General features: G+C 67.6%; 18 protein-coding genes, 3 tRNA genes and 1 pseudogene. 12 read left to right on the top strand and 10 right to left on the bottom strand.

The features are described from left to right. Window positions 1–11: 11 nt before the first annotated feature. Window positions 12–254, top strand: a pseudogene (locus tag QE416_RS16465) (recombinase family protein); the annotation flags it as partial. Here QE416_RS16465 and QE416_RS05305 read toward each other — a convergent pair. Beyond that, a complete protein-coding gene (locus tag QE416_RS05305; protein ID WP_307314166.1) occupies window positions 135–839 on the bottom strand; it encodes a hypothetical protein in 705 nt (234 codons plus the stop codon). The pseudogene QE416_RS16465 and the gene QE416_RS05305 overlap by 120 nt on opposite strands. A 346-nt stretch (window positions 840–1,185) precedes the next feature. Beyond that, window positions 1,186–1,272, bottom strand: a tRNA-Leu gene (locus QE416_RS05300). A gap of 154 nt (window positions 1,273–1,426) precedes the next feature. Between QE416_RS05300 and QE416_RS05295 the strand changes: the two genes are divergently transcribed. The 7 genes from QE416_RS05295 to pknB are packed head-to-tail and all read left to right on the top strand — an operon-like array spanning window position 1,427 to window position 10,356. Continuing rightward, window positions 1,427–2,164 (top strand): DUF3662 and FHA domain-containing protein, encoded by a 738-nt coding sequence (locus tag QE416_RS05295; protein ID WP_267788854.1) that lies wholly within the window; start codon window positions 1,427–1,429, stop codon window positions 2,162–2,164. Continuing rightward, on the top strand, window positions 2,161–2,700 hold the full coding sequence (locus QE416_RS05290; RefSeq protein WP_307314160.1) for an FHA domain-containing protein: 540 nt from the start codon (window positions 2,161–2,163) through the stop codon (window positions 2,698–2,700). Before QE416_RS05295 ends, QE416_RS05290 begins: the two co-directional genes overlap by 4 nt. A gap of 9 nt (window positions 2,701–2,709) precedes the next feature. Next, complete coding sequence (locus QE416_RS05285) at window positions 2,710–3,948, top strand: PP2C family serine/threonine-protein phosphatase (protein WP_210075575.1); 1,239 nt, start codon at window positions 2,710–2,712, stop codon at window positions 3,946–3,948. Next, window positions 3,945–5,348 (top strand): FtsW/RodA/SpoVE family cell cycle protein, encoded by a 1,404-nt coding sequence (locus QE416_RS05280; protein ID WP_267788851.1) that lies wholly within the window; start codon window positions 3,945–3,947, stop codon window positions 5,346–5,348. The genes QE416_RS05285 and QE416_RS05280 overlap by 4 nt, the downstream gene beginning before the upstream one ends. 49 nt (window positions 5,349–5,397) lie before the next feature. Further along, a complete protein-coding gene (locus tag QE416_RS05275; RefSeq protein WP_307314155.1) occupies window positions 5,398–6,852 on the top strand; it encodes a penicillin-binding protein 2 in 1,455 nt (484 codons plus the stop codon). Next, the gene (locus tag QE416_RS05270; RefSeq protein ID WP_267788848.1) at window positions 6,849–8,624 is read left to right on the top strand and encodes a protein kinase; all 1,776 of its coding nucleotides are present in this window, start codon (window positions 6,849–6,851) and stop codon (window positions 8,622–8,624) included. The genes QE416_RS05275 and QE416_RS05270 overlap by 4 nt, the downstream gene beginning before the upstream one ends. Window positions 8,625–8,655: 31 nt before the next feature. After that, the gene (gene pknB / locus QE416_RS05265) at window positions 8,656–10,356 is read left to right on the top strand and encodes a Stk1 family PASTA domain-containing Ser/Thr kinase (protein ID WP_267788846.1); all 1,701 of its coding nucleotides are present in this window, start codon (window positions 8,656–8,658) and stop codon (window positions 10,354–10,356) included. On the opposite strand, the gene QE416_RS05260 is transcribed toward pknB, so the two are convergent. Genes QE416_RS05260 through QE416_RS05250 form a run of 3 tightly spaced genes read right to left on the bottom strand, consistent with a single transcriptional unit; the run spans window position 10,328 to window position 11,930 of the window. Next, the gene (locus QE416_RS05260) at window positions 10,328–10,984 is read right to left on the bottom strand and encodes an aminodeoxychorismate/anthranilate synthase component II (RefSeq protein ID WP_307314151.1); all 657 of its coding nucleotides are present in this window, start codon (window positions 10,982–10,984) and stop codon (window positions 10,328–10,330) included. The genes pknB and QE416_RS05260 overlap by 29 nt on opposite strands. Then, window positions 10,981–11,136 carry a hypothetical protein gene (locus tag QE416_RS05255; RefSeq protein ID WP_267788844.1) on the bottom strand — a complete coding sequence of 52 codons (156 nt, stop codon included), beginning with the start codon at window positions 11,134–11,136 and terminating at the stop codon, window positions 10,981–10,983. Before QE416_RS05255 ends, QE416_RS05260 begins: the two co-directional genes overlap by 4 nt. Further along, window positions 11,136–11,930 carry a class E sortase gene (locus tag QE416_RS05250; protein ID WP_267788843.1) on the bottom strand — a complete coding sequence of 265 codons (795 nt, stop codon included), beginning with the start codon at window positions 11,928–11,930 and terminating at the stop codon, window positions 11,136–11,138. The genes QE416_RS05255 and QE416_RS05250 overlap by 1 nt, the downstream gene beginning before the upstream one ends. 54 nt (window positions 11,931–11,984) lie before the next feature. Here QE416_RS05250 and QE416_RS05245 point away from each other — a divergent pair, with 54 nt between their 5' ends. Then, entirely contained in the window at window positions 11,985–12,224 is a 240-nt protein-coding gene (locus tag QE416_RS05245; protein WP_210075563.1) for a cell division protein CrgA, read from the top strand. A 51-nt stretch (window positions 12,225–12,275) separates the two neighbouring features. Here QE416_RS05245 and QE416_RS05240 read toward each other — a convergent pair whose 3' ends face one another. Together QE416_RS05240 and QE416_RS05235 are read right to left on the bottom strand one after the other, a co-directional pair. Beyond that, on the bottom strand, window positions 12,276–12,950 hold the full coding sequence (locus tag QE416_RS05240; protein ID WP_307314147.1) for a rhomboid family intramembrane serine protease: 675 nt from the start codon (window positions 12,948–12,950) through the stop codon (window positions 12,276–12,278). Between the two features lie 270 nt (window positions 12,951–13,220). Continuing rightward, window positions 13,221–13,778, bottom strand: a complete 558-nt coding sequence (locus tag QE416_RS05235; RefSeq protein ID WP_210075561.1) for a peptidylprolyl isomerase — start codon at window positions 13,776–13,778, stop codon at window positions 13,221–13,223. Between the two features lie 100 nt (window positions 13,779–13,878). On the opposite strand from QE416_RS05235, the gene QE416_RS05230 reads away from it, so the two are divergent. Beyond that, the gene (locus QE416_RS05230; RefSeq protein ID WP_056225083.1) at window positions 13,879–14,451 is read left to right on the top strand and encodes a hypothetical protein; all 573 of its coding nucleotides are present in this window, start codon (window positions 13,879–13,881) and stop codon (window positions 14,449–14,451) included. Continuing rightward, window positions 14,448–14,921, top strand: coding sequence for an aminoacyl-tRNA deacylase (locus QE416_RS05225; protein ID WP_307314143.1), 474 nt, complete (start codon window positions 14,448–14,450; stop codon window positions 14,919–14,921). Before QE416_RS05230 ends, QE416_RS05225 begins: the two co-directional genes overlap by 4 nt. Before the next feature lie 3 nt (window positions 14,922–14,924). Here QE416_RS05225 and QE416_RS05220 read toward each other — a convergent pair whose 3' ends face one another. Further along, window positions 14,925–15,356 carry an NUDIX hydrolase gene (locus QE416_RS05220; protein ID WP_210075556.1) on the bottom strand — a complete coding sequence of 144 codons (432 nt, stop codon included), beginning with the start codon at window positions 15,354–15,356 and terminating at the stop codon, window positions 14,925–14,927. A gap of 76 nt (window positions 15,357–15,432) precedes the next feature. On the opposite strand from QE416_RS05220, the gene QE416_RS05215 reads away from it, so the two are divergent. Further along, entirely contained in the window at window positions 15,433–16,695 is a 1,263-nt protein-coding gene (locus QE416_RS05215; RefSeq protein ID WP_307314139.1) for an acyltransferase, read from the top strand. A 60-nt stretch (window positions 16,696–16,755) separates the two neighbouring features. On the opposite strand, the gene QE416_RS05210 is transcribed toward QE416_RS05215, so the two are convergent. Further along, window positions 16,756–16,828 (bottom strand) — tRNA-Ala (locus tag QE416_RS05210). Window positions 16,829–16,841: 13 nt separating this feature from the next. Further along, window positions 16,842–16,915: transfer RNA gene (locus QE416_RS05205), tRNA-Ile, on the bottom strand. Window positions 16,916–16,947: the final 32 nt, after the last annotated feature.

The following is a 16,947-nucleotide window of genomic DNA, read 5'->3' as shown; positions in this document are numbered from 1 at the left end:
GGGAGAGAGAGATCCGCTCCATCACCATCGATCCCGAGCGTGCCTCATTCGTAAAGCTCGCGTTCGAGCTCTACGCCTCGGGAAAGTACTCCCTCGACGACATCACGACCGAGCTGGCGGATCGTGGGCTCAGATCACGGCCCACCGCCACGCGCCCGGCCGCACCGATCGTCGTTTCCAAGGTGCAGCGACTTCTCCGGGACCGTTACTACCTCGGCGAGATCGAGTACAAGGGTGAAACGTACGACGGGCGTCACGAGCCTCCGATCGATTCCGAACTGTTCGAGAAAGTTCAGACGCTGCTCGACGCCCGGAACAAGTCCGGCGAGAGGCGCATCAAGAACGACCACTACCTGAAGGGCACCATCTGGTGCGGACGGTGCCGTCTCGAAGACCGGATCATCAAACGCATGATCATCATGCGAGCCACCGGTCGAAACGGCGGCGAGTACGCCTACTTCTTCTGCCGGGGCGTCCAAGATCACACCTGCGATGCACCGTACTCCAACATGGAGCGGGTCGAGCGCGCCATCGAGGCGCACTACAAGACCATCCGTTTCAGCGGCGAGTTCATCGCCGCTGTGCGAGAGGGCCTCGAATCCGCTGTCGCCGACAAGGCCCGCGCCCAGCAACTGCTGCGGCAACAGCTTGAGAGCCAGCTTCGCCAGCTTGCGGTGAAAGAAGAGAACCTCATCGACCTTGCCGCTGACGGCGAGCTGCCGACCGCCCGCATCAAGGTCAAGCTGCATGAGATCGGCCGCACCCACACCAAGCTCACAGCACAACTCGACGCGGTCGAACTCGACCTTTCGGGAGGACTGGCGTACATCAATGCGCATCTCGACCTGCTGTCGGATCCACAGGAGCTGTACCGCCGAGCATCGGATGAGACGAGGCGCCAACTCAACCAGGCGTTCTTCCAGCGCATCTACGTCGTCAACGACGAAGTGATCGGTGACGAGCTGACTTCGCCGCTCGTCGAGCTTTTGGCCGCTGAACGCGGCTGGACGGCCCTACAAGCCGGACAGAGCCTTGAAACGGCCCCGGTTGGGGCAAGAGCCGAGCAGGCCCGCAGAAGCCCGGAAACAGCCGAAAAGGCCACCCCGAGGGGTGACCCTTTCGTTGGAACCGTAGGTGACTTACTTACCGCCCTGCAAAGCCAGGGCGATTGCAGTAAGCCTCCTATGGTGCGCGAGGGGGGACTTGAACCCCCACGCCCTTGCGGGCACTGGCACCTGAAGCCAGCGCGTCTACCTATTCCGCCACTCGCGCGTTGCGCGGCATCGAGGATGCCACGCGACCAACTTCCCGAGAATATCACGGCGGCCACCAGGTCACGAAACGCGGCTCCGAAGCCCGCGTCCATGACCTCCCCAGCCGCGCTGACTACGATGTGCCTACTGGTCTGCCTGCCTGAAGGAGTCTCGTGGGGCTACTCGACAGTTTTGAGAAGGGTCTCGAACGCGCCGTCAACGGTGCGTTCGCCAAGACCTTCCGCAGTGGCATCCAGCCGGTGGAGATCGCGTCCGCTCTGCGCAGCGAACTCGACAAGAAGGCCGTCGTCGTCACGCGTGAGCGCATCCTCGCGCCGAACACCTTCGCAGTGCGCCTCTCCCCCGCCGACGACGAGAAGATGAGCGCGCTTGGCTCGACCCTGGTCGCCGAGCTCGACACCCTGGTGAAGAAGCACGCCCGCACTCAGGGCTACTCGTTCGCCGGCCCCGTCGCCATCTCGATCGAGCGCGACGGCTCCCTGTCCACGGGCACGCTGCGCGTGGACTCGCAGACCACCGAGGGCCAGGTCGCCTGGCGCGGAGTCGTCGACATCGACGGCACCCGTCACCCGCTGACATCCGCCCGCACGGTGATCGGTCGCGGCAGCGACGCCGACATCACGATCCCCGATGCCGGGACGAGCCGCAAGCACGTCGAGATCCTGTGGGACGGCGAACGCGCCATGGTGCGCGACCTCGGTTCCACCAACGGCACGACCCTGAACGGTCGCAAGGTCTCCGAGGCCGCTCTTCCGCCCGATTCGACGATCTCGATCGGACGCACCAATATCGTGTTCCGTGTGGTCGCTCAGGCCCAGCCGCCGCGACGCTCTTCGGCGTCCGACGCCACGAGCATCTTCGACGTCCGGGAACGGGGACCCCTTTCATGAGTCAGCTGACTCTCCTCCTTCTGCAGGGCGGTTTCCTCGTCCTGCTGTGGTTCTTCGTGTTCGGCGTCGTGTACTCGCTGCGCGCCGACCTCTTCGGCGTCAAGGTGCGCAAGCTCCCCGAGCCCTCGGCATCCGCTGCCCCGGCGGCAGCCGCTCCCACCTCCTCGCCCGACGCGGTCACCACGCAGGTCAAGCGTCCCGCCGCTCCCGCCCCCGCGCCCGCCGGGGGGCTCGCGACCACGTCGGCGGTCTCGCGCATCGTCATCACGAGCGGCCCCAAAGCCGGGCTCGAGCTGCCGCTGGGCACCGAGCCGCTGACGATCGGCCGCTCCAGCGAGTCGGGTCTCGTCATCCGCGACGACTACACCTCCAGCCATCACGCCCGCCTCGTGCTGTGGGGGGAGCAGTGGATGCTGCAAGACCTCGATTCGACGAACGGCACCTCGCACGACGGCGTCCGCGTGGCAGCGCCGGTACAGGTCAAGGTGGGTGCTCCGATCAAGGTCGGCGCCACGACGTTCGAGTTGAGGAAGTAACCCTCACCCATGGTCTTCCAGGGCTCGAGCGCCGCCATCTCCCACACGGGCAAGGTGCGCTCCAACAATCAGGACTCCGGCTACGCCGGGTCCAACCTCTTCGTGGTCGCCGACGGCATGGGCGGTCACGCGGGCGGTGACGTCGCCTCGAGCCTGGCGATCGGCCGTCTGACCGAGCTCGACCAGCCCTTCGGCTCCCCCGCCCAGGCCGAGCACGCCATCCGTGATTCCCTCGCCGACACGGCGGCGGAGCTCATCGACACCGTGGCGCGCCGCCCGGAGCTGGCCGGCATGGGCACCACGGTGAGTGCTCTGGTCATGGTCGACGATTACGCCGTCATCGGCCACATCGGCGACTCGCGCATCTACCTGTACCGGGACGACACGCTCACGCAGATCACGGCCGACCACACCTTCGTGCAGCGCCTGGTCGACTCCGGTCGCATCACGCCCGAAGAGGCGCGGTACCACCCCCGTCGATCGGTGCTGATGCGGGTGCTCGGCGATATGGATCCCGATCCCGAGATCGACAGCTTCATCATGCCGACGCAGGACGGCGACCGCTGGCTCCTGTGCTCCGATGGTCTCTCGGGCGTCGTCGACGACGCGCACACGGCGAAGACCCTCGCTCTCGGACTGCCCCCCGCTCGGACCGCCGACGCTCTGCTCAAGCAGGCTCTCGATGGCGGTGCGCCCGACAACGTCACCGTCGTCCTCGTCGACGTCGGCGGGCAGCACCCGGTCTTCATCGGCACCCCGACCATCGTCGGCTCCGCCTCGAACCCCAGCGGAGTGGTCGTCCCCGCGGCGCGCCCCGGCCGATCCGGCTGGCTCCACCACGCCCGTCAGGTCGCGAACGAGCCGACGCATTTCGAGCCGGCGGCCGAGTTCCTCGAGGAGCTCATCGAAGAGGACCGCCGTCGTGCCCGCCGACGCCGTTTCGGCTGGCTCGCCGCCCTGATCCTCGTCCTCGCCGCCATCGGCGTCGGCCTGTTCGCCGGGTACAACTGGACGCAGACCCTCTACTACGTCGGCGCCGACAGCGACTCGGTCGTGATCTATCGCGGTATCCAGCAGTCCATCGGCCCGATCTCGCTGTCGACGGTCTACCAGGACACGAACATCCCGCTGGACGGACTGTCCGACTTCGATCGGCAGACCGTCAAAGCCACCATCTCGGCCCCGTCGCTCGGAGACGCCGAGAAGATCGTCGAACGCCTGCGTCCCGCGGCGGAGGGAAGCGGATGACCGATCAGAAGCTCACCCGATCCGGTGACTCCGTGTCCACCGACACGGCCGTCATGCGCGCGCTGAAGAAGATCCGCGTCCCCGCCAAGCAGCGCAATCGCGAGCTCGGTCTGCTCCTGTTCGCGATCATCGTCTACGGCGGCGCCGTCGTGCTGGTCCAGCTCGGCGTGAACAACACGGTCGAGACCGGCTACCTCACGATCGCCGCGATCCCCGCTGTGCTCGCCCTCGTGATGCACGTGGTGCTGCGCCTGCGCGCCCGCGACGCCGACCCCTTCGTGCTGCCGATCGCCACCGTCCTCACGGGTCTCGGTATCGCGATGATCTACCGCATCGACCTCGCCGAGAAGGCGAGCGGGTGGGATGCCACGGGCAACCGCCAGATCGCCTGGGCGGCCATCGCGATGGTCGCAGCCCTCGCCGTGCTGATCTTCGTGCGCAACTACCGCGTGCTGTTCCGGTACACCTACCTCTTCGGCCTCGTGGGCATCCTGCTCCTGCTGCTGCCGTTCGTGCCGGGCCTCGGCACCGACCAGAACGCCGACGTGTGGGTGTCGCTCGGCTTCGTGTCGTTCCAGCCGGGCGAGCTGGCCAAGATCTGCCTGGCGATCTTCTTCGCCGGGTACCTCGTGCGCACGCGGGAGAGCCTCACCTCGACCGGTACGCGCTTCCTCTTCATGACCTGGCCGCGCGCGCGCGAACTCGGCCCGGTGCTGATCATCTGGCTCGTCTCGCTCGGCATCATCGTGCTCCAGCGCGACCTCGGTACGGGCCTGCTGATCTTCGGCATGTTCGTGGCGATGCTCTACGTCGCCACGGGCAAGACGAGCTGGGTGCTGATCGGCCTCGTGCTGGTCGCGAGCGGCGCGTTCCTGGCATCCCGAGTCCTCCCCTACGTCAACGGCCGCTTCGCCAACTGGCTGAGCGCCTTCGACCCCGAGGTCATCAACCGCGACGGCGGCAGCTACCAGCTCGTGCAGGGTATCTTCGGCCTCGCGCACGGCGGCCTGTTCGGCACCGGGCTCGGCCAGGGTCGTCCCTACATCACCCCGCTGTCGCAGAGCGACTACATCGTGCCGAGCCTCGGCGAGGAGCTCGGCCTGGTCGGCCTGTTCGCGATCCTCGCGCTCTACATGGTGTTCACCAGCCGCGGCATCCGCATCGGCCTGGCCGGTCAGGACGACTTCGGCAAGCTGCTCGCCACGGGCTTCTCGTTCACCATCGCCCTGCAGGTGTTCATCATGGTCGGCGGCGTCACCCGCGTGATCCCGCTGACCGGCCTCACGACCCCGTTCCTCGCGGCCGGCGGCTCGTCGCTGATCGCGAACTGGATCATCGTGGCGTTCCTTCTGCGCATCTCCGACGCGGTACGCAGCCGCCCCCGGGTGGTGATCGGTTGATGAACCGCCCGTCCACCGCCGTCGACGCCCCGATCCTGGAGGAGGCACCGTGACCAAAGAGCTCCGACGCCTCAGCATCGTGATGCTGGCGATGTTCCTGGCCCTGTTCGCCTCGACGAGCATCATCCAGGTCGCTCAGGCCAACTCGCTGACCAACACCACGGGCAACACCCGCGCTCTCTACGACTCGTACCAGATCCAGCGTGGATCGATCATCGCCGGCGGCACCGCGATCGCTTCGTCCGTGCCCTCCGACGACGTCTACAGCTGGCAGCGTCAGTACACGGATGCCGCGATGTGGGCTCCCGTGACCGGCTACATGAACCCCGTGCTCGACGCGAAGACCCAGATCGAATCCGCTGAGAACAGCGTGCTCAGCGGGTCCGACTCGAACCAGTTCTTTTCCCGCATCGACCGGGCCATCACCGGTCAGGCCCCACGCGGCTCGAACGTCGAGCTCTCGCTCGACCCGAACGTGCAAAAGGCCGCCTGGGACGCGATGGGTGATCTCCAGGGCGCCGTCGTCGCGATCGAGCCGTCGACCGGCCGCATCCTCGCCATGGTCTCCAAGCCCAGCTACGACACCAACACGCTCGCCTCGCACGACACAGATGCCGTGAACGCGGCGTACGACCAGCTCGTGGCCGACACCTCGAAGCCTCTGGACAACCGTGCCATCGGGGGCAACCTCAACCCCCCGGGCTCGACCTTCAAGCTCGTCGTGGCCTCTGCCGCCCTGGCATCCGGTCGCTACACGCCCGACTCGACGTTCCCGAACCTCGCCGCGTACACGCTGCCCCAGTCGACGAACGTCGTCAGCAACGCCGGCGGCGGCACCTGCGGCGGGGGCGACACCGTGACGATCGCAACCGCTCTGCGGCTGAGCTGCAACATCCCCATGGCCGAGCTCGCCGTCGAACTCGGCGACGATGCCATCCGCGCCGAGGCCGAGAAGTACGGATTCAACAAGTCGTTCAGCATGCCGCTCGAGTCCACCCCCTCCACCTACCCGGCTTCGCCGAACGCCCCGCAGACCGCGCTCAGCGGCTTCGGCCAGGGCGACGTGCGCGCGACGCCCCTGCAGATGGCGATGGTCTCGGCCGGCATCGCCAACGGCGGCGTCGTGATGAACCCGCGCATGGTCGACCGCGTGATCGAGCCGAACCTGTCGGTCAAGGACGAGGCGAGCAGCAGTGAGTTCGGGCGGGCTCTCGAACCCTCGATCGCCGCGCAGATGGTCACCATGATGACGGCGAACGTCCAGGACGGCGCAGCATCGAATGCAAGAATAGACGGGGTCGCAGTGGCGGGTAAGACCGGCACGGCGGAGAACGATTCCCGTCCCTACACTCTCTGGTTCACCGGCTTCGCACCGGCGGACGACCCCAAGGTCGCCGTCGCCGTGGTCGTCGAAAACGGTGGAGGCCAGGGGCAGAACGGGAGCGGCAACGAGATCGCCGCCCCGATAGCGAAGAAGGTCATGGAGGCGGTGCTGGGTAAATGAGACCGACGCAAGGTGTGACCTTCGGAGGACGCTACGAGCTCGATTCGCGAATCGCGATCGGCGGTATGGGCGAGGTCTGGGAGGCGACGGATCACGTCATCGGACGAACCGTCGCGATCAAGATCCTCAAAGACGAGTACATGGGCGACCCGGGCTTCCTCGAGCGCTTCCGCGCCGAGGCCCGCCACGCCGCCCTCGTCAACCACGAAGGCATCGCCAGCGTGTTCGACTACGGCGAGGAAGACGGCAGCGCCTTCCTCGTGATGGAACTCGTCCCGGGCGAAGCCCTGTCGACGATCCTCGAGCGCGACGGCTCTCTCTCGACCGACAAGACTCTCGACATCGTCGCCCAGACGGCCGCAGCCCTCCAGGCCGCGCACGCCGCGGGTCTCGTCCACCGCGACATCAAGCCGGGCAACCTGCTCATCACGCCGGACGGTCGTGTGAAGATCACCGACTTCGGCATCGCGCGCATCGCCGATCAGGTGCCGCTCACCGCGACCGGCCAGGTGATGGGCACGGTGCAGTACCTCTCGCCCGAGCAGGCGTCCGGTCACCCGGCGTCGCCGGCCACCGACACGTACTCGCTCGGAATCGTCGCCTACGAATCCCTCGCCGGCAAGCGCCCCTTCACGGGCGAGTCGCAGGTCGCGATCGCGATGGCGCAGATCAACGAGCAGCCCGCTCCGCTCCCGCCCACCGTGGCGCAGCCGGTGCAGAATCTCGTGATGGCGATGATCGCCAAGAAGCCCGACGACCGTCCGGCCTCCTCTGCCGCCGTCTCGCGCGCCGCCACTGCCCTGCGTCGCGGCGACCTCGCCGCGGCCGCCGCGGCCGTCCCGGCGATCGCGACGGGCGCTGCCTTCGCCGATGACGCGACGCAACTGCTCACGGCCGGCGGACAGACCTCCGCCACCACGCGCCTCATGCCCGCCTCCGCGGCCGCGACCTCTCTCCTCACCGAGGAGCACACCGAAGAAGACCCCGCGCCGCAGAAGAAGAAGCGCAGCCCCTGGACGTGGCCGCTGGTCGCGCTCATCGCGCTGCTGGCTCTGGTTCTGATCGGCACGCTCTTCACGCTGCTGTCGAATCAGGGCGATCCGGACGCCGTTCCGGCGAGCCCCTCGGCCTCGGCCTCGACCCCGGTACCTCGCCCGTCGTCGCCCTCGCCTGCCCCGTCGCCCTCGAACACTCTCGTCGACGTCGACGCTCTCAACCTCATCGGCAAGACCTGCGATGAGGCCCGGGAGCTTCTGCGCGACGCGAACCTCGGCGCCACCTGCGCCACCGGCAACGCCGCAGCGAGCGCCGATCAGGTCGGCAAGATCTACGTGGTCGACCCGACCGGACGCAACCCGCAGGGCACCAACATCGAGGTCACGGTCTACGGCGAGGAGACACCGCTCTCCACGCCCGGCACTCCGACCCTGCCCGGTACCTCGGTCACGGCCGGCAGCGACATCCAGATCTCGTGGCAGCAGTACTCCTGCCCCTCGGGAACCGGATCGGTCACGTCGTACAACTTCACCGCGACCAACGGCACCTTCGACACCAACGGTCAGTCGACCGCGTCGTTCGCGCCCGACGCGCGTAACGCCAAGCTGACGGTCAGCAACGCCCCCGGTCAGACCCTCCGCGTGACGTACACCGTCAGCTGCTCGGGTACCGACCGGACGGCCGGCCCCTCGGGCGAGGCCTCCGCGACGATCTCGGGCGGCAGCTCGGCATCGCCGACGGCGACGCCCGCGGCCGTTCCGACCGTCAAGCCCTGATCCCCCATACCCCACGCCAGGAGCTCCACCCGTGACCACTGAGACGCGCGTCCTTTCCGGGCGCTACCGCGTCGACGACCTCATCGGTCGCGGCGGTATGGCCAGCGTCTACCGCGGGTACGACCAGACACTCGGCCGCACGGTCGCGATCAAGGTCCTGAAGGCCGACCTGGCCGGCGATGCGGCATTCCGCACGCGCTTCCGTCTCGAGGCGCAGGCGGCCTCGCGCATGGCTCACCCGACGATCGTCCGTGTGTTCGACGCGGGCGAAGACGTCGAGACCGGGGAGGACGGCCACGAGCGTCCGGTGCCGTACATCGTCATGGAGCTCGTACACGGTCGCCTGCTCAAGGACGTCATCGCCGCGGGCCCCGTCCCCACCGACGACGCCCTGCGATACGTCGATGGCATCCTGGAGGCTCTCGAGTACTCGCACCGCGCCGGTGTCGTCCACCGCGACATCAAGCCCGGCAACGTCATGATCACCGACTCCGGTCGTGTGAAGGTCATGGACTTCGGCATCGCCCGCGCGGTGTCCGACTCGTCGTCGACGGTCGCCGAGACCACGGCGATCGTTGGGACCGCGGCGTACTTCTCGCCCGAGCAGGCCAAGGGCGAGTCCGTCGACGCGCGCGCCGACCTGTACTCCACCGGCGTGGTGCTCTACGAGCTGCTCACGGGGCGCACGCCGTTCCGCGGCGAGACCCCGGTGGCCGTGGCCTACCAGCACGTCAGCGAGGCCCCCGTCCCGCCGAGCGAGATCGTCGAGACGGTTCCTCGGGCTCTGGATGCCATCGTGCTCCGCGCCCTGGCCAAGGATCCGTTCCAGCGTCCGCAGGACGCCGCGAGCTTCCGCGAAGCACTCGACGAGACGGTCGACGGCAAGGGACCCACGAAGCGCCAGATGTCGGCGCTGTCCAACGAGCTGTACGGACCCAACCCGCGTCAGGCGGCCGAGACGGCCCGCTCGTTGCGACAGCTCAGCACCGACACGACGATGCGTCGCACCCAACCCGGTCCTCCGGTGGCCTGGATCTGGGCCGGCGTCACCGTCCTCGCGGTGCTGCTGGTGGCGGTGCTCATCTGGGTAATGCAGATCCAACCGAGCGACGACGTCCCCACCAGTGCCTACACGGTTCCCGACGTCGTCGACATGTCGTACGACCGTGCCGTCGAGACACTCGAAGCTCAGCAGCTGACCACCAGCCGTGTGAACGAGTCCGATGAGAAGGTCGCTGCCGGAAACGTCGTGAGCACGGTCCCCGAGGCCGGAACCAACGTCACCTCGGGTCAACGGATCACGGTGTACGTCTCCACCGGCCCCGATACGGCGAAGGTGCCGACGCTCGACGGGATCACCGAGAGCGAGGCGCGTACGTCCCTGCAGAAGGCCGGTCTCACGGTCGGTTCGATACGACGCCAGGACGACCCCGCCCTGGCCGCGGGAACGATCATCTCGTCGAGCGTCCAATCGGGCTCCGAGGTCGCGAAGGGCACCACGGTCAACCTCGTGGTCGCGAGCGGTCAGGTCGTGATCGTGGACTACACCGGCTACACCCTCGAGGCTGCGCAGCGCGAGTTGGAGTCCGACTCGAAGCAGCTGACGGTGAAGACTCAGCAGGATCCCGGATGCAAGGCGGCTACGCCCCCGACGGTCAAGACGCAGTCGCTGGCCCCGGGCGAGGTCCCCGTGCACAGCGAGATCACGCTGACGGTGTGCGCGGGTTCCTGATCCCGCGGGGGTGAAGCAGCAAGCCGCGCGCGGCGGCTCCCGGTAATCCGGCGTTCTCGAGCCAGCGGCCGAGCAGAAGGTGGCCGCCTTCGGTGAGCACGCTCTCGGGGTGGAACTGCACCCCCTCGATCGGCGCGGTTCGGTGGCGTACACCCATCACCACGCCGCTGTCCGTCTGCGCGGTGATCTCGAGCTCGGCCGGGAGCGAGTCCGGCTCGACCGCGAGGGAGTGATACCTCGTGGCGACGAATCCCGCGGGGAGGTCCTCGAAGACGCCCTGGCCTCGATGCCGGATGACGCTCGTGATCCCGTGCAACAGCTCTGGCGCATGCCCCACACGGGCACCGAAAGCCGCCGCGATGGCCTGATGACCGAGGCAGACCCCGAGCAGGGGGATGCCGGCGCCGAACGCCGCGCGGACCACGGCGATGGAGTGCCCGGCGTCGTCGGGGTGCCCTGGCCCCGGGGAGACGAGGATCGCGTCCGCGTCCCTCGCCGCGCGCTCGGGTAGCCCAGACTCTCGCGAATCGAGGAGGACGGTCTCGGCACCCAGATCGCGAAGGTAGCCGGCGAGGGTATGGACGAAGCTATCGCGATTGTCGACGACGACGACGCGCCAGGGCCTCACTCGACCGTGACCTCCTGGGGGTAGACGAGGTCGCTCACCCAGGGGAAGACGTAGAAGAACAGGCCGTAGAGCACTACCGCGACCAGCACCAGGAGGATCAACAAGCGCACCCACCAGGGACCGGGGAGGACGCGCCACAGGGCTCCGTACATCAGGATGCTCCAGAGGTCAGGGACGCCGGCGGACCGGCGTCGGTCCGCGGGGTGAAGGACTCGAAGACGCCGTAGCCGATCGCACGCTCCGAGAAGCCGTAGCGCGGGCTGCAGGTGGTCATGGTGATGAGGCGGTCCGTCGCCTCGATCTGCGGCTGCTGCGGCGTGGGCAGCAGGACATTCACACCGTCGGGGCGCACGTACTCGATGTTTCGGAAGCGGTAGGTGAACCAGCCGACCTCGGTCTCGACGACGATGGCGTCACCGATACGCAGCGAAGGAAGGTCGGCGAAGGGCGCGCCGTGGCTGCCGCGGTGGCCGGCGATGGCGAAGTTGCCCACCTGTCCGGGCATCGCGGTGTCGGGGTAGTGGCCGAGACCGATCGGGTCGAGCGTGCGCGAGGAGCTGACTCCTCCGGCCACGGTGAAGTGGTAGTCGGGTCCGAGACGCGGAATGTAGACCACGCCGAAGCGTTCCGCGTCTCCCGGCTGCTCCAGGGCGGGCGGGTCCGCGGTGGGCGGTGCTGCCGGCCGCGCCGGAGTCGTCGTGGTGGCAGAGGGGGCGGGCGGCGGAGGATCGGCGTTCCATTGCTCGCTGAGCTCTTTGCCCTGATCCTTGAACTGCGCGCCGATGATGGCGTCGCCGATCCAGAGCTGCCACACGACGAAGAGGAGCACGAGGACGCCGGCGGTGACCAACACATCGCCGATCACCCCGATGACGGACACCCGGCGACGCGGCGCGCTCCCGCGCCGTGATCCCCGACGGGTCTGCGGCTGGTCGACGGTCTGCACGGGGGCAGTCTAGTTCCGCGGGATCACGCGTGCCTGACCGTTAGACTGTCCCGCATGGCTCGAATTGGCAAAGGCGAAGACCCGATCGCTGAGCGCAACGAAGGCGGATCGGCTCCGAACCCCGTGTGGTTCCTGCCCATCATGATCGGCCTCATGCTCATCGGCCTCGTGTGGGTGCTGGTGTTCTATCTCAGCAACTCACAGTTCCCGATCCCGGGTATCGGTCCGTGGAACCTCGTCATCGGCTTCGGCATCGCCTTCGTCGGGTTCCTCATGACCACGAAGTGGCGCTGACTTACACACGTGTAATTCATCCCCACCTGTGGACGGGGCTGTGGATAACTCTCAGACGTAGAAGAGAGCCGGGATTGCCAGCAGGGCGATCAATAGAGCGCTGAACCCGACCAGCAGACCGATTTGCAGGCGCTTCTGCGCCGCCGCACGGGTGCGTGCATAGATCAGCCCCACTCCCGCTCCGGTGACGAGACCGCCGAGGTGGGCCTGCCACGAGATGCCCACCGCCGCGAGGGATCCGGCGAAGTCGCCCGACCCGATGGCACCGATGGCCGCGATCACGAACGGCCAGGCGAAGTTGATGGCGATGAGCAGGGCGATGACGCGGATGTCCGCCCCGATGTGCCTTCCGATCACCAGGAGGGCACCGAACAACGCGAAGATCGCGCCCGAGGCACCGACCGTGGACACGCCGGGGGCGAGGAGCGCGACCGCAACGGATCCGCCCAGCGCGCCGATCAGATAGAGCGCGAGAAAACGACCGCGGCCGAGCAGGGGCTCGAGGCTGCGCCCGATGAACCAGAGCGCGAGCATGTTCAGGCCCACGTGGAAGAAGCCGCTGTGGACGAGGGCGACCGTCAGCAGGCGCCACGGCTCCAGCACACCCAGTTGAGGCACGAGGTAGAGGCTGTTGAACGCGAGCAGGTTTCGCACGACCCCGCCCACACCGGGGATCAGACCGATGACGTAGGCGAGTCCGGTGACGGCGATGATGCCCAGCGTCATCTGCGGTCTGCCGGACGCGACCAACGACACGGGACGCGATGCCCAGCGACGCTGGGCTTTCTTCTGAGCAGGGGTTTGCGAGGCGCGCTGCTGCGCCATGCACTCGGGGCAGATGACTCCGACGGCGGCAGGTGTACGACACTCCGAGCACACGGTGCGCATGCACCGCTGACACAGCACGAAGCTCTGCCGGTCGGGATGCCGATAACAGAAGTTGTCGCTGTTACGACGGAACTCGTCAGTTGTGGACACCCGCCGCCGCCTGGAAGGTCAGACCGAGACGACGTCGACCGACTGGAGCACGACGGGCTCGATCGGGCGGTCGCCCGCAGCGGTGGGAACGGCGGCGATCTTGTCGACGACGGCCTTCGAGGCCTCGTCGGCCACCTCACCGAAGATGGTGTGCTTGCCCTGGAGCCACGGAGTCGGGTCGGTCGTGATGAAGAACTGCGATCCGTTGGTGCCCTCGGGCTGGCCGGTGATGGCGTTGCGGCGCAGACCGGCGTTGGCCATGGCGAGCTTGTAGGGCTGGGTGAAGTCCAGCTCGGGGCTGATCTCGTCGTTGAAGTTGTATCCCGGTCCACCGATGCCCTGACCGAGCGGGTCGCCGCCCTGGATCATGAAGTTGGGGATGATCCGGTGGAAGATGACGTCCTTGTAGAGAGGGCCCTCGCCCTTGGCGCCCGTCGCCGGGTTCGTCCACTCCTGGGTTCCGTCGGAGAGTCCGACGAAGTTGCGGACGGTACGCGGAGCGTGGTCGCCGAACAGGTTGACGACGATGTCGCCGTGGTTGGTGTGCAGGGTCGCTACGGCGGTGTGGTTGGCCATGGGTACATTCTCTCAGAGTTATCTGCAAGGGTCGGCGGTGCCGGCGACCCGTTCTGGCAAGATGAACGAACGTACATCCCATCGATAGGGAGGATGAGCCGTGGGCCTCAGCCGCAAGAGCAAGAAGGAACTGCGCAAGCTCCAGAAGCACGCCGCAAAGGTGTGGGAGTCGCAGCAGGTGCTGCTGGGCGAGAGCGGGAAGGTCGCTCGAGAAGCCGGCCACCAGCTCGGTCGCTTCAGCCGCGAAGATCTCGTCCCCGCCGTGCAGGACGGGTACAACAAGTACGCCGCTCCGTACGTCGACAAGAGCGTGAAGTACAGCAATCGCTTCCTCAGCCACAAGGTCGTTCCCGCGGCCGGTGCCGTCGTCGGCGGAGCGATGTCGGTGTGGGACGCCGCGGGCGACACCCGTGACCGCCTCGCGAAGGGCCGTGGTTTCGAGCTCGACACGCACAAGTACGCCAAGCGCGCCGAGAAGTACGGCAAGCAGGCGTCGAAGCGTCTCGCCAAGAAGCTTCCCTCGCAGCACGACGGCATCGGTGCCGGTGGCGTCATCGCCATCATCCTCGGTGTGGTCGCCGCCGCGGGCGTCGCCTACGCCGCGTGGCAGACGCTGCGCGCTGACGATGAGCTGTGGGTGGCGGACGACCCGCTGCGCGCACCCGACGCGTGAGCGATCCCACCATCAGAGTCCGAGAGGCCGCGCGAGAGCGCGGCCTCTCGGTCGATGTGCGTGAGCGTCCGGCGGCGTCGAGCCTCGACGAGGCGGCCGAGCTGCTCGGCATCCCCTCTGCATCCATTGTGAAGACGCTGGTCGTCAAGCGGTCCGACGACACGTACCTGTTCGCTCTCGTACCCGGTGACCGTGCCATCTCTTGGCCGAAGCTGCGTGCGGTGGTCGGGGTCAACAAGCTGCGCCTCCCGGAGCCCGAGCTGGCCCTCGCCGCCACCGGCTACGAGCGAGGCACCATCGTCCCCATCGGCAGTATGACCGACTGGCCGGTCTTCGCCGACGAACGCATCGTGGGCACGCGCATCGCCATGGGAGCCGGAGCGCACGGTTACAGCGTGTTCGTCGAGGCCGATGAGCTCATCGCCTCTTACGGCGCAACCGTCGCCGACATCACGGCGGAGCGCGCCTGACGCTCAGGAGCCGAGGAGGCCTGCCATCCGCAGGGCTACGTCGACGAGCTGAACACGTCGAAGCTTTCGCGTGGCCGCGAGGGTGAACCACTCGGCCCTGTCGGTCGATCCGTCGGTCTCGAATCTCAGCCGGCCGCCCACGACGCGCGCGCGGTAGACGATCCGCAACGCGTGCAGCGGACCCGTGGCTCCGCCCGCGAGCCGGGCTTCGGCCGGAATCACCCGAGAATGGATGCCAAGCAGGTCGTCGACGACGACGCGGAACCCCGTTTCTTCGCGCACTTCGCGGCGCACCGCGTGGGCGGGGTCTTCACCGTCCTCGAGGCCCCCGCCGGGAAGGGTCCACGCCCCTCGCCGGCCGTCTATCCAGTGGGCGAGCAGCACACGGTCGTCGGCGTCGGTGACGACGGCGTACGCGGCCACGCGCATGTCCATGACCAGACTCTAGCGAGGGTGCTCACCCGCGTGTCGGAGTTGACGGTGAGGGACCGGTACCCGCCACGATGGTGCCATGCATACAGCGCTCTCGACGACGACGACGGATATCTCGCGCCGCGATCTGACTCTGGATCTCGCCCGTGTCACGGCCGTGTGCTTCGTGGTCATCGTGCACTTGCTGCAGGTCGGGGTGGGGTGGGGCCCCGACGGCTCCCTCGTCACCTCACGGCCCGCAGAGATGCAGCCCTGGTTCGATACCGCGACCTGGTTCGGACAGATCATGCCGCTCTTCTTCGTCGTCGGCGGATTCGCTTCCGCGGCGGGGTGGGCGACGTGGACGGCCCGCGGCGGTGATGCCCTCGGCTTCGTGCGTTCGCGGACGCTGCGGCTGGCGCAACCGGCTCTGCCCCTGTTCCTCTTCGTCGCGGTCGTCCTGGTCGCCGCCACCGCCATCGGGGTCGATCCGTCGCTGGTCGCCGCCGCCGTCGTCGGAGTCGGGATGCCGCTGTGGTTCCTGGCCGCATACCTGTTGTGCCAGGCGGTGGTCCCCCTCGCCGCTCAGTGGCATGCGCGGGCCCCTCGGGGAACCCTCGCGGTGCTTCTGACCGCGGTCGTGGCGGTGGACGCCCTACGGTTCCTCTCCGGGGTGGAGGAACTGGGCTACCTCAATCTCCTGTTCGTCTGGCCCCTCATCCAGCAGCTGGGATTCTGGTACCGCGACGGGTGGTTCGATCGCCGCTCGGCGGTATCTCTCCTCGCCCTCGCGACCGCCTGCTACCTCGTGGTCGGCGCCGTGGTCGTGTGGGGGCCCTACTCCGACAACATGCTGGCGAATCTCAACCCGCCCACTCTTCCCCTCGTGCTGTTCGGCCTCGCTCAGGCGTGTCTGCTGCGTCTGGCGAAGCCCGCGCTCACCGCGCTCATGCGCACGCGCCTCGCGCAGGGGGTGGTGTTCGCGGTCGGATCCCGCCTGATGACGGTGTACCTGTGGCACCTGCCCGTCATCCTCATCATCTCGGGGATCGCCCTGCTCATCCCCGGCGCAGCTCCCGCACCCGCGAGTCCGCAGTGGTGGGCGACGCGCCCCCTGGTCTTCCTGGCGACGGCGATCGTGCTCGGGTTGCTCTCGTTGATCCTGATCCGATTCGAGGCGCTGGGCGACCTTCCGCCGGCACCGGGATCGGTCATCCTGGCGATCGCGTGGTTCTGCGCATTCCTCCCGCCCTTCGCCGTGACGCTGCAGGGGATGAACACGGTCCTCGCGGTCGGCGGAGCGGTCCTGTACACGGCATCCGTCGTTCTGCTCCGAAGAGGGAGGCGACGACGCGCCTCGTGAGAGCGACGGCGGAAAAGAAGAAGAGCCGGTCCCGATGGACCGGCTCTTCTTTCTCGATTGTGGAGCCTAGGAGATTCGAACTCCTGACATCCTGCTTGCAAAGCAGGCGCTCTACCAGCTGAGCTAAGGCCCCGCGAGGGAAGGGGTGGGGCTACCAGGACTTGAACCTGGGACCTCTTCATTATCAGTGAAGCGCTCTAACCGCCTGAGCTATAGCCCCGTCTCGCTGACGTGATGTCAACCTCGAAGACT

The organism is Microbacterium sp. SORGH_AS_0421, assembly GCF_030818635.1.
Lineage (GTDB): Bacteria > Actinomycetota > Actinomycetes > Actinomycetales > Microbacteriaceae > Microbacterium.
This window is presented reverse-complemented; position numbering and strand designations above follow the sequence as displayed.

What these genes read in the sequence shown, in the direction of transcription:
- QE416_RS05305 (WP_307314166.1), bottom strand. Translation starts at nt 839, where the DNA reads ATGCGCATTGATGTACGCCAGTCCTCCCGAAAGGTCGAGTTCGACCGC.
- QE416_RS05290 (WP_307314160.1), top strand. Translation starts at nt 2,161, where the DNA reads ATGAGTCAGCTGACTCTCCTCCTTCTGCAGGGCGGTTTCCTCGTCCTG.
- QE416_RS05285 (WP_210075575.1), top strand. Translation starts at nt 2,710, where the DNA reads ATGGTCTTCCAGGGCTCGAGCGCCGCCATCTCCCACACGGGCAAGGTG.
- QE416_RS05280 (WP_267788851.1), top strand. Translation starts at nt 3,945, where the DNA reads ATGACCGATCAGAAGCTCACCCGATCCGGTGACTCCGTGTCCACCGAC.
- QE416_RS05270 (WP_267788848.1), top strand. Translation starts at nt 6,849, where the DNA reads ATGAGACCGACGCAAGGTGTGACCTTCGGAGGACGCTACGAGCTCGAT.
- QE416_RS05255 (WP_267788844.1), bottom strand. Translation starts at nt 11,136, where the DNA reads ATGTACGGAGCCCTGTGGCGCGTCCTCCCCGGTCCCTGGTGGGTGCGC.
- QE416_RS05245 (WP_210075563.1), top strand. Translation starts at nt 11,985, where the DNA reads ATGGCTCGAATTGGCAAAGGCGAAGACCCGATCGCTGAGCGCAACGAA.
- QE416_RS05240 (WP_307314147.1), bottom strand. Translation starts at nt 12,950, where the DNA reads ATGACGCTGGGCATCATCGCCGTCACCGGACTCGCCTACGTCATCGGT.
- QE416_RS05235 (WP_210075561.1), bottom strand. Translation starts at nt 13,778, where the DNA reads ATGGCCAACCACACCGCCGTAGCGACCCTGCACACCAACCACGGCGAC.
- QE416_RS05220 (WP_210075556.1), bottom strand. Translation starts at nt 15,356, where the DNA reads ATGGACATGCGCGTGGCCGCGTACGCCGTCGTCACCGACGCCGACGAC.
- QE416_RS05215 (WP_307314139.1), top strand. Translation starts at nt 15,433, where the DNA reads ATGCATACAGCGCTCTCGACGACGACGACGGATATCTCGCGCCGCGAT.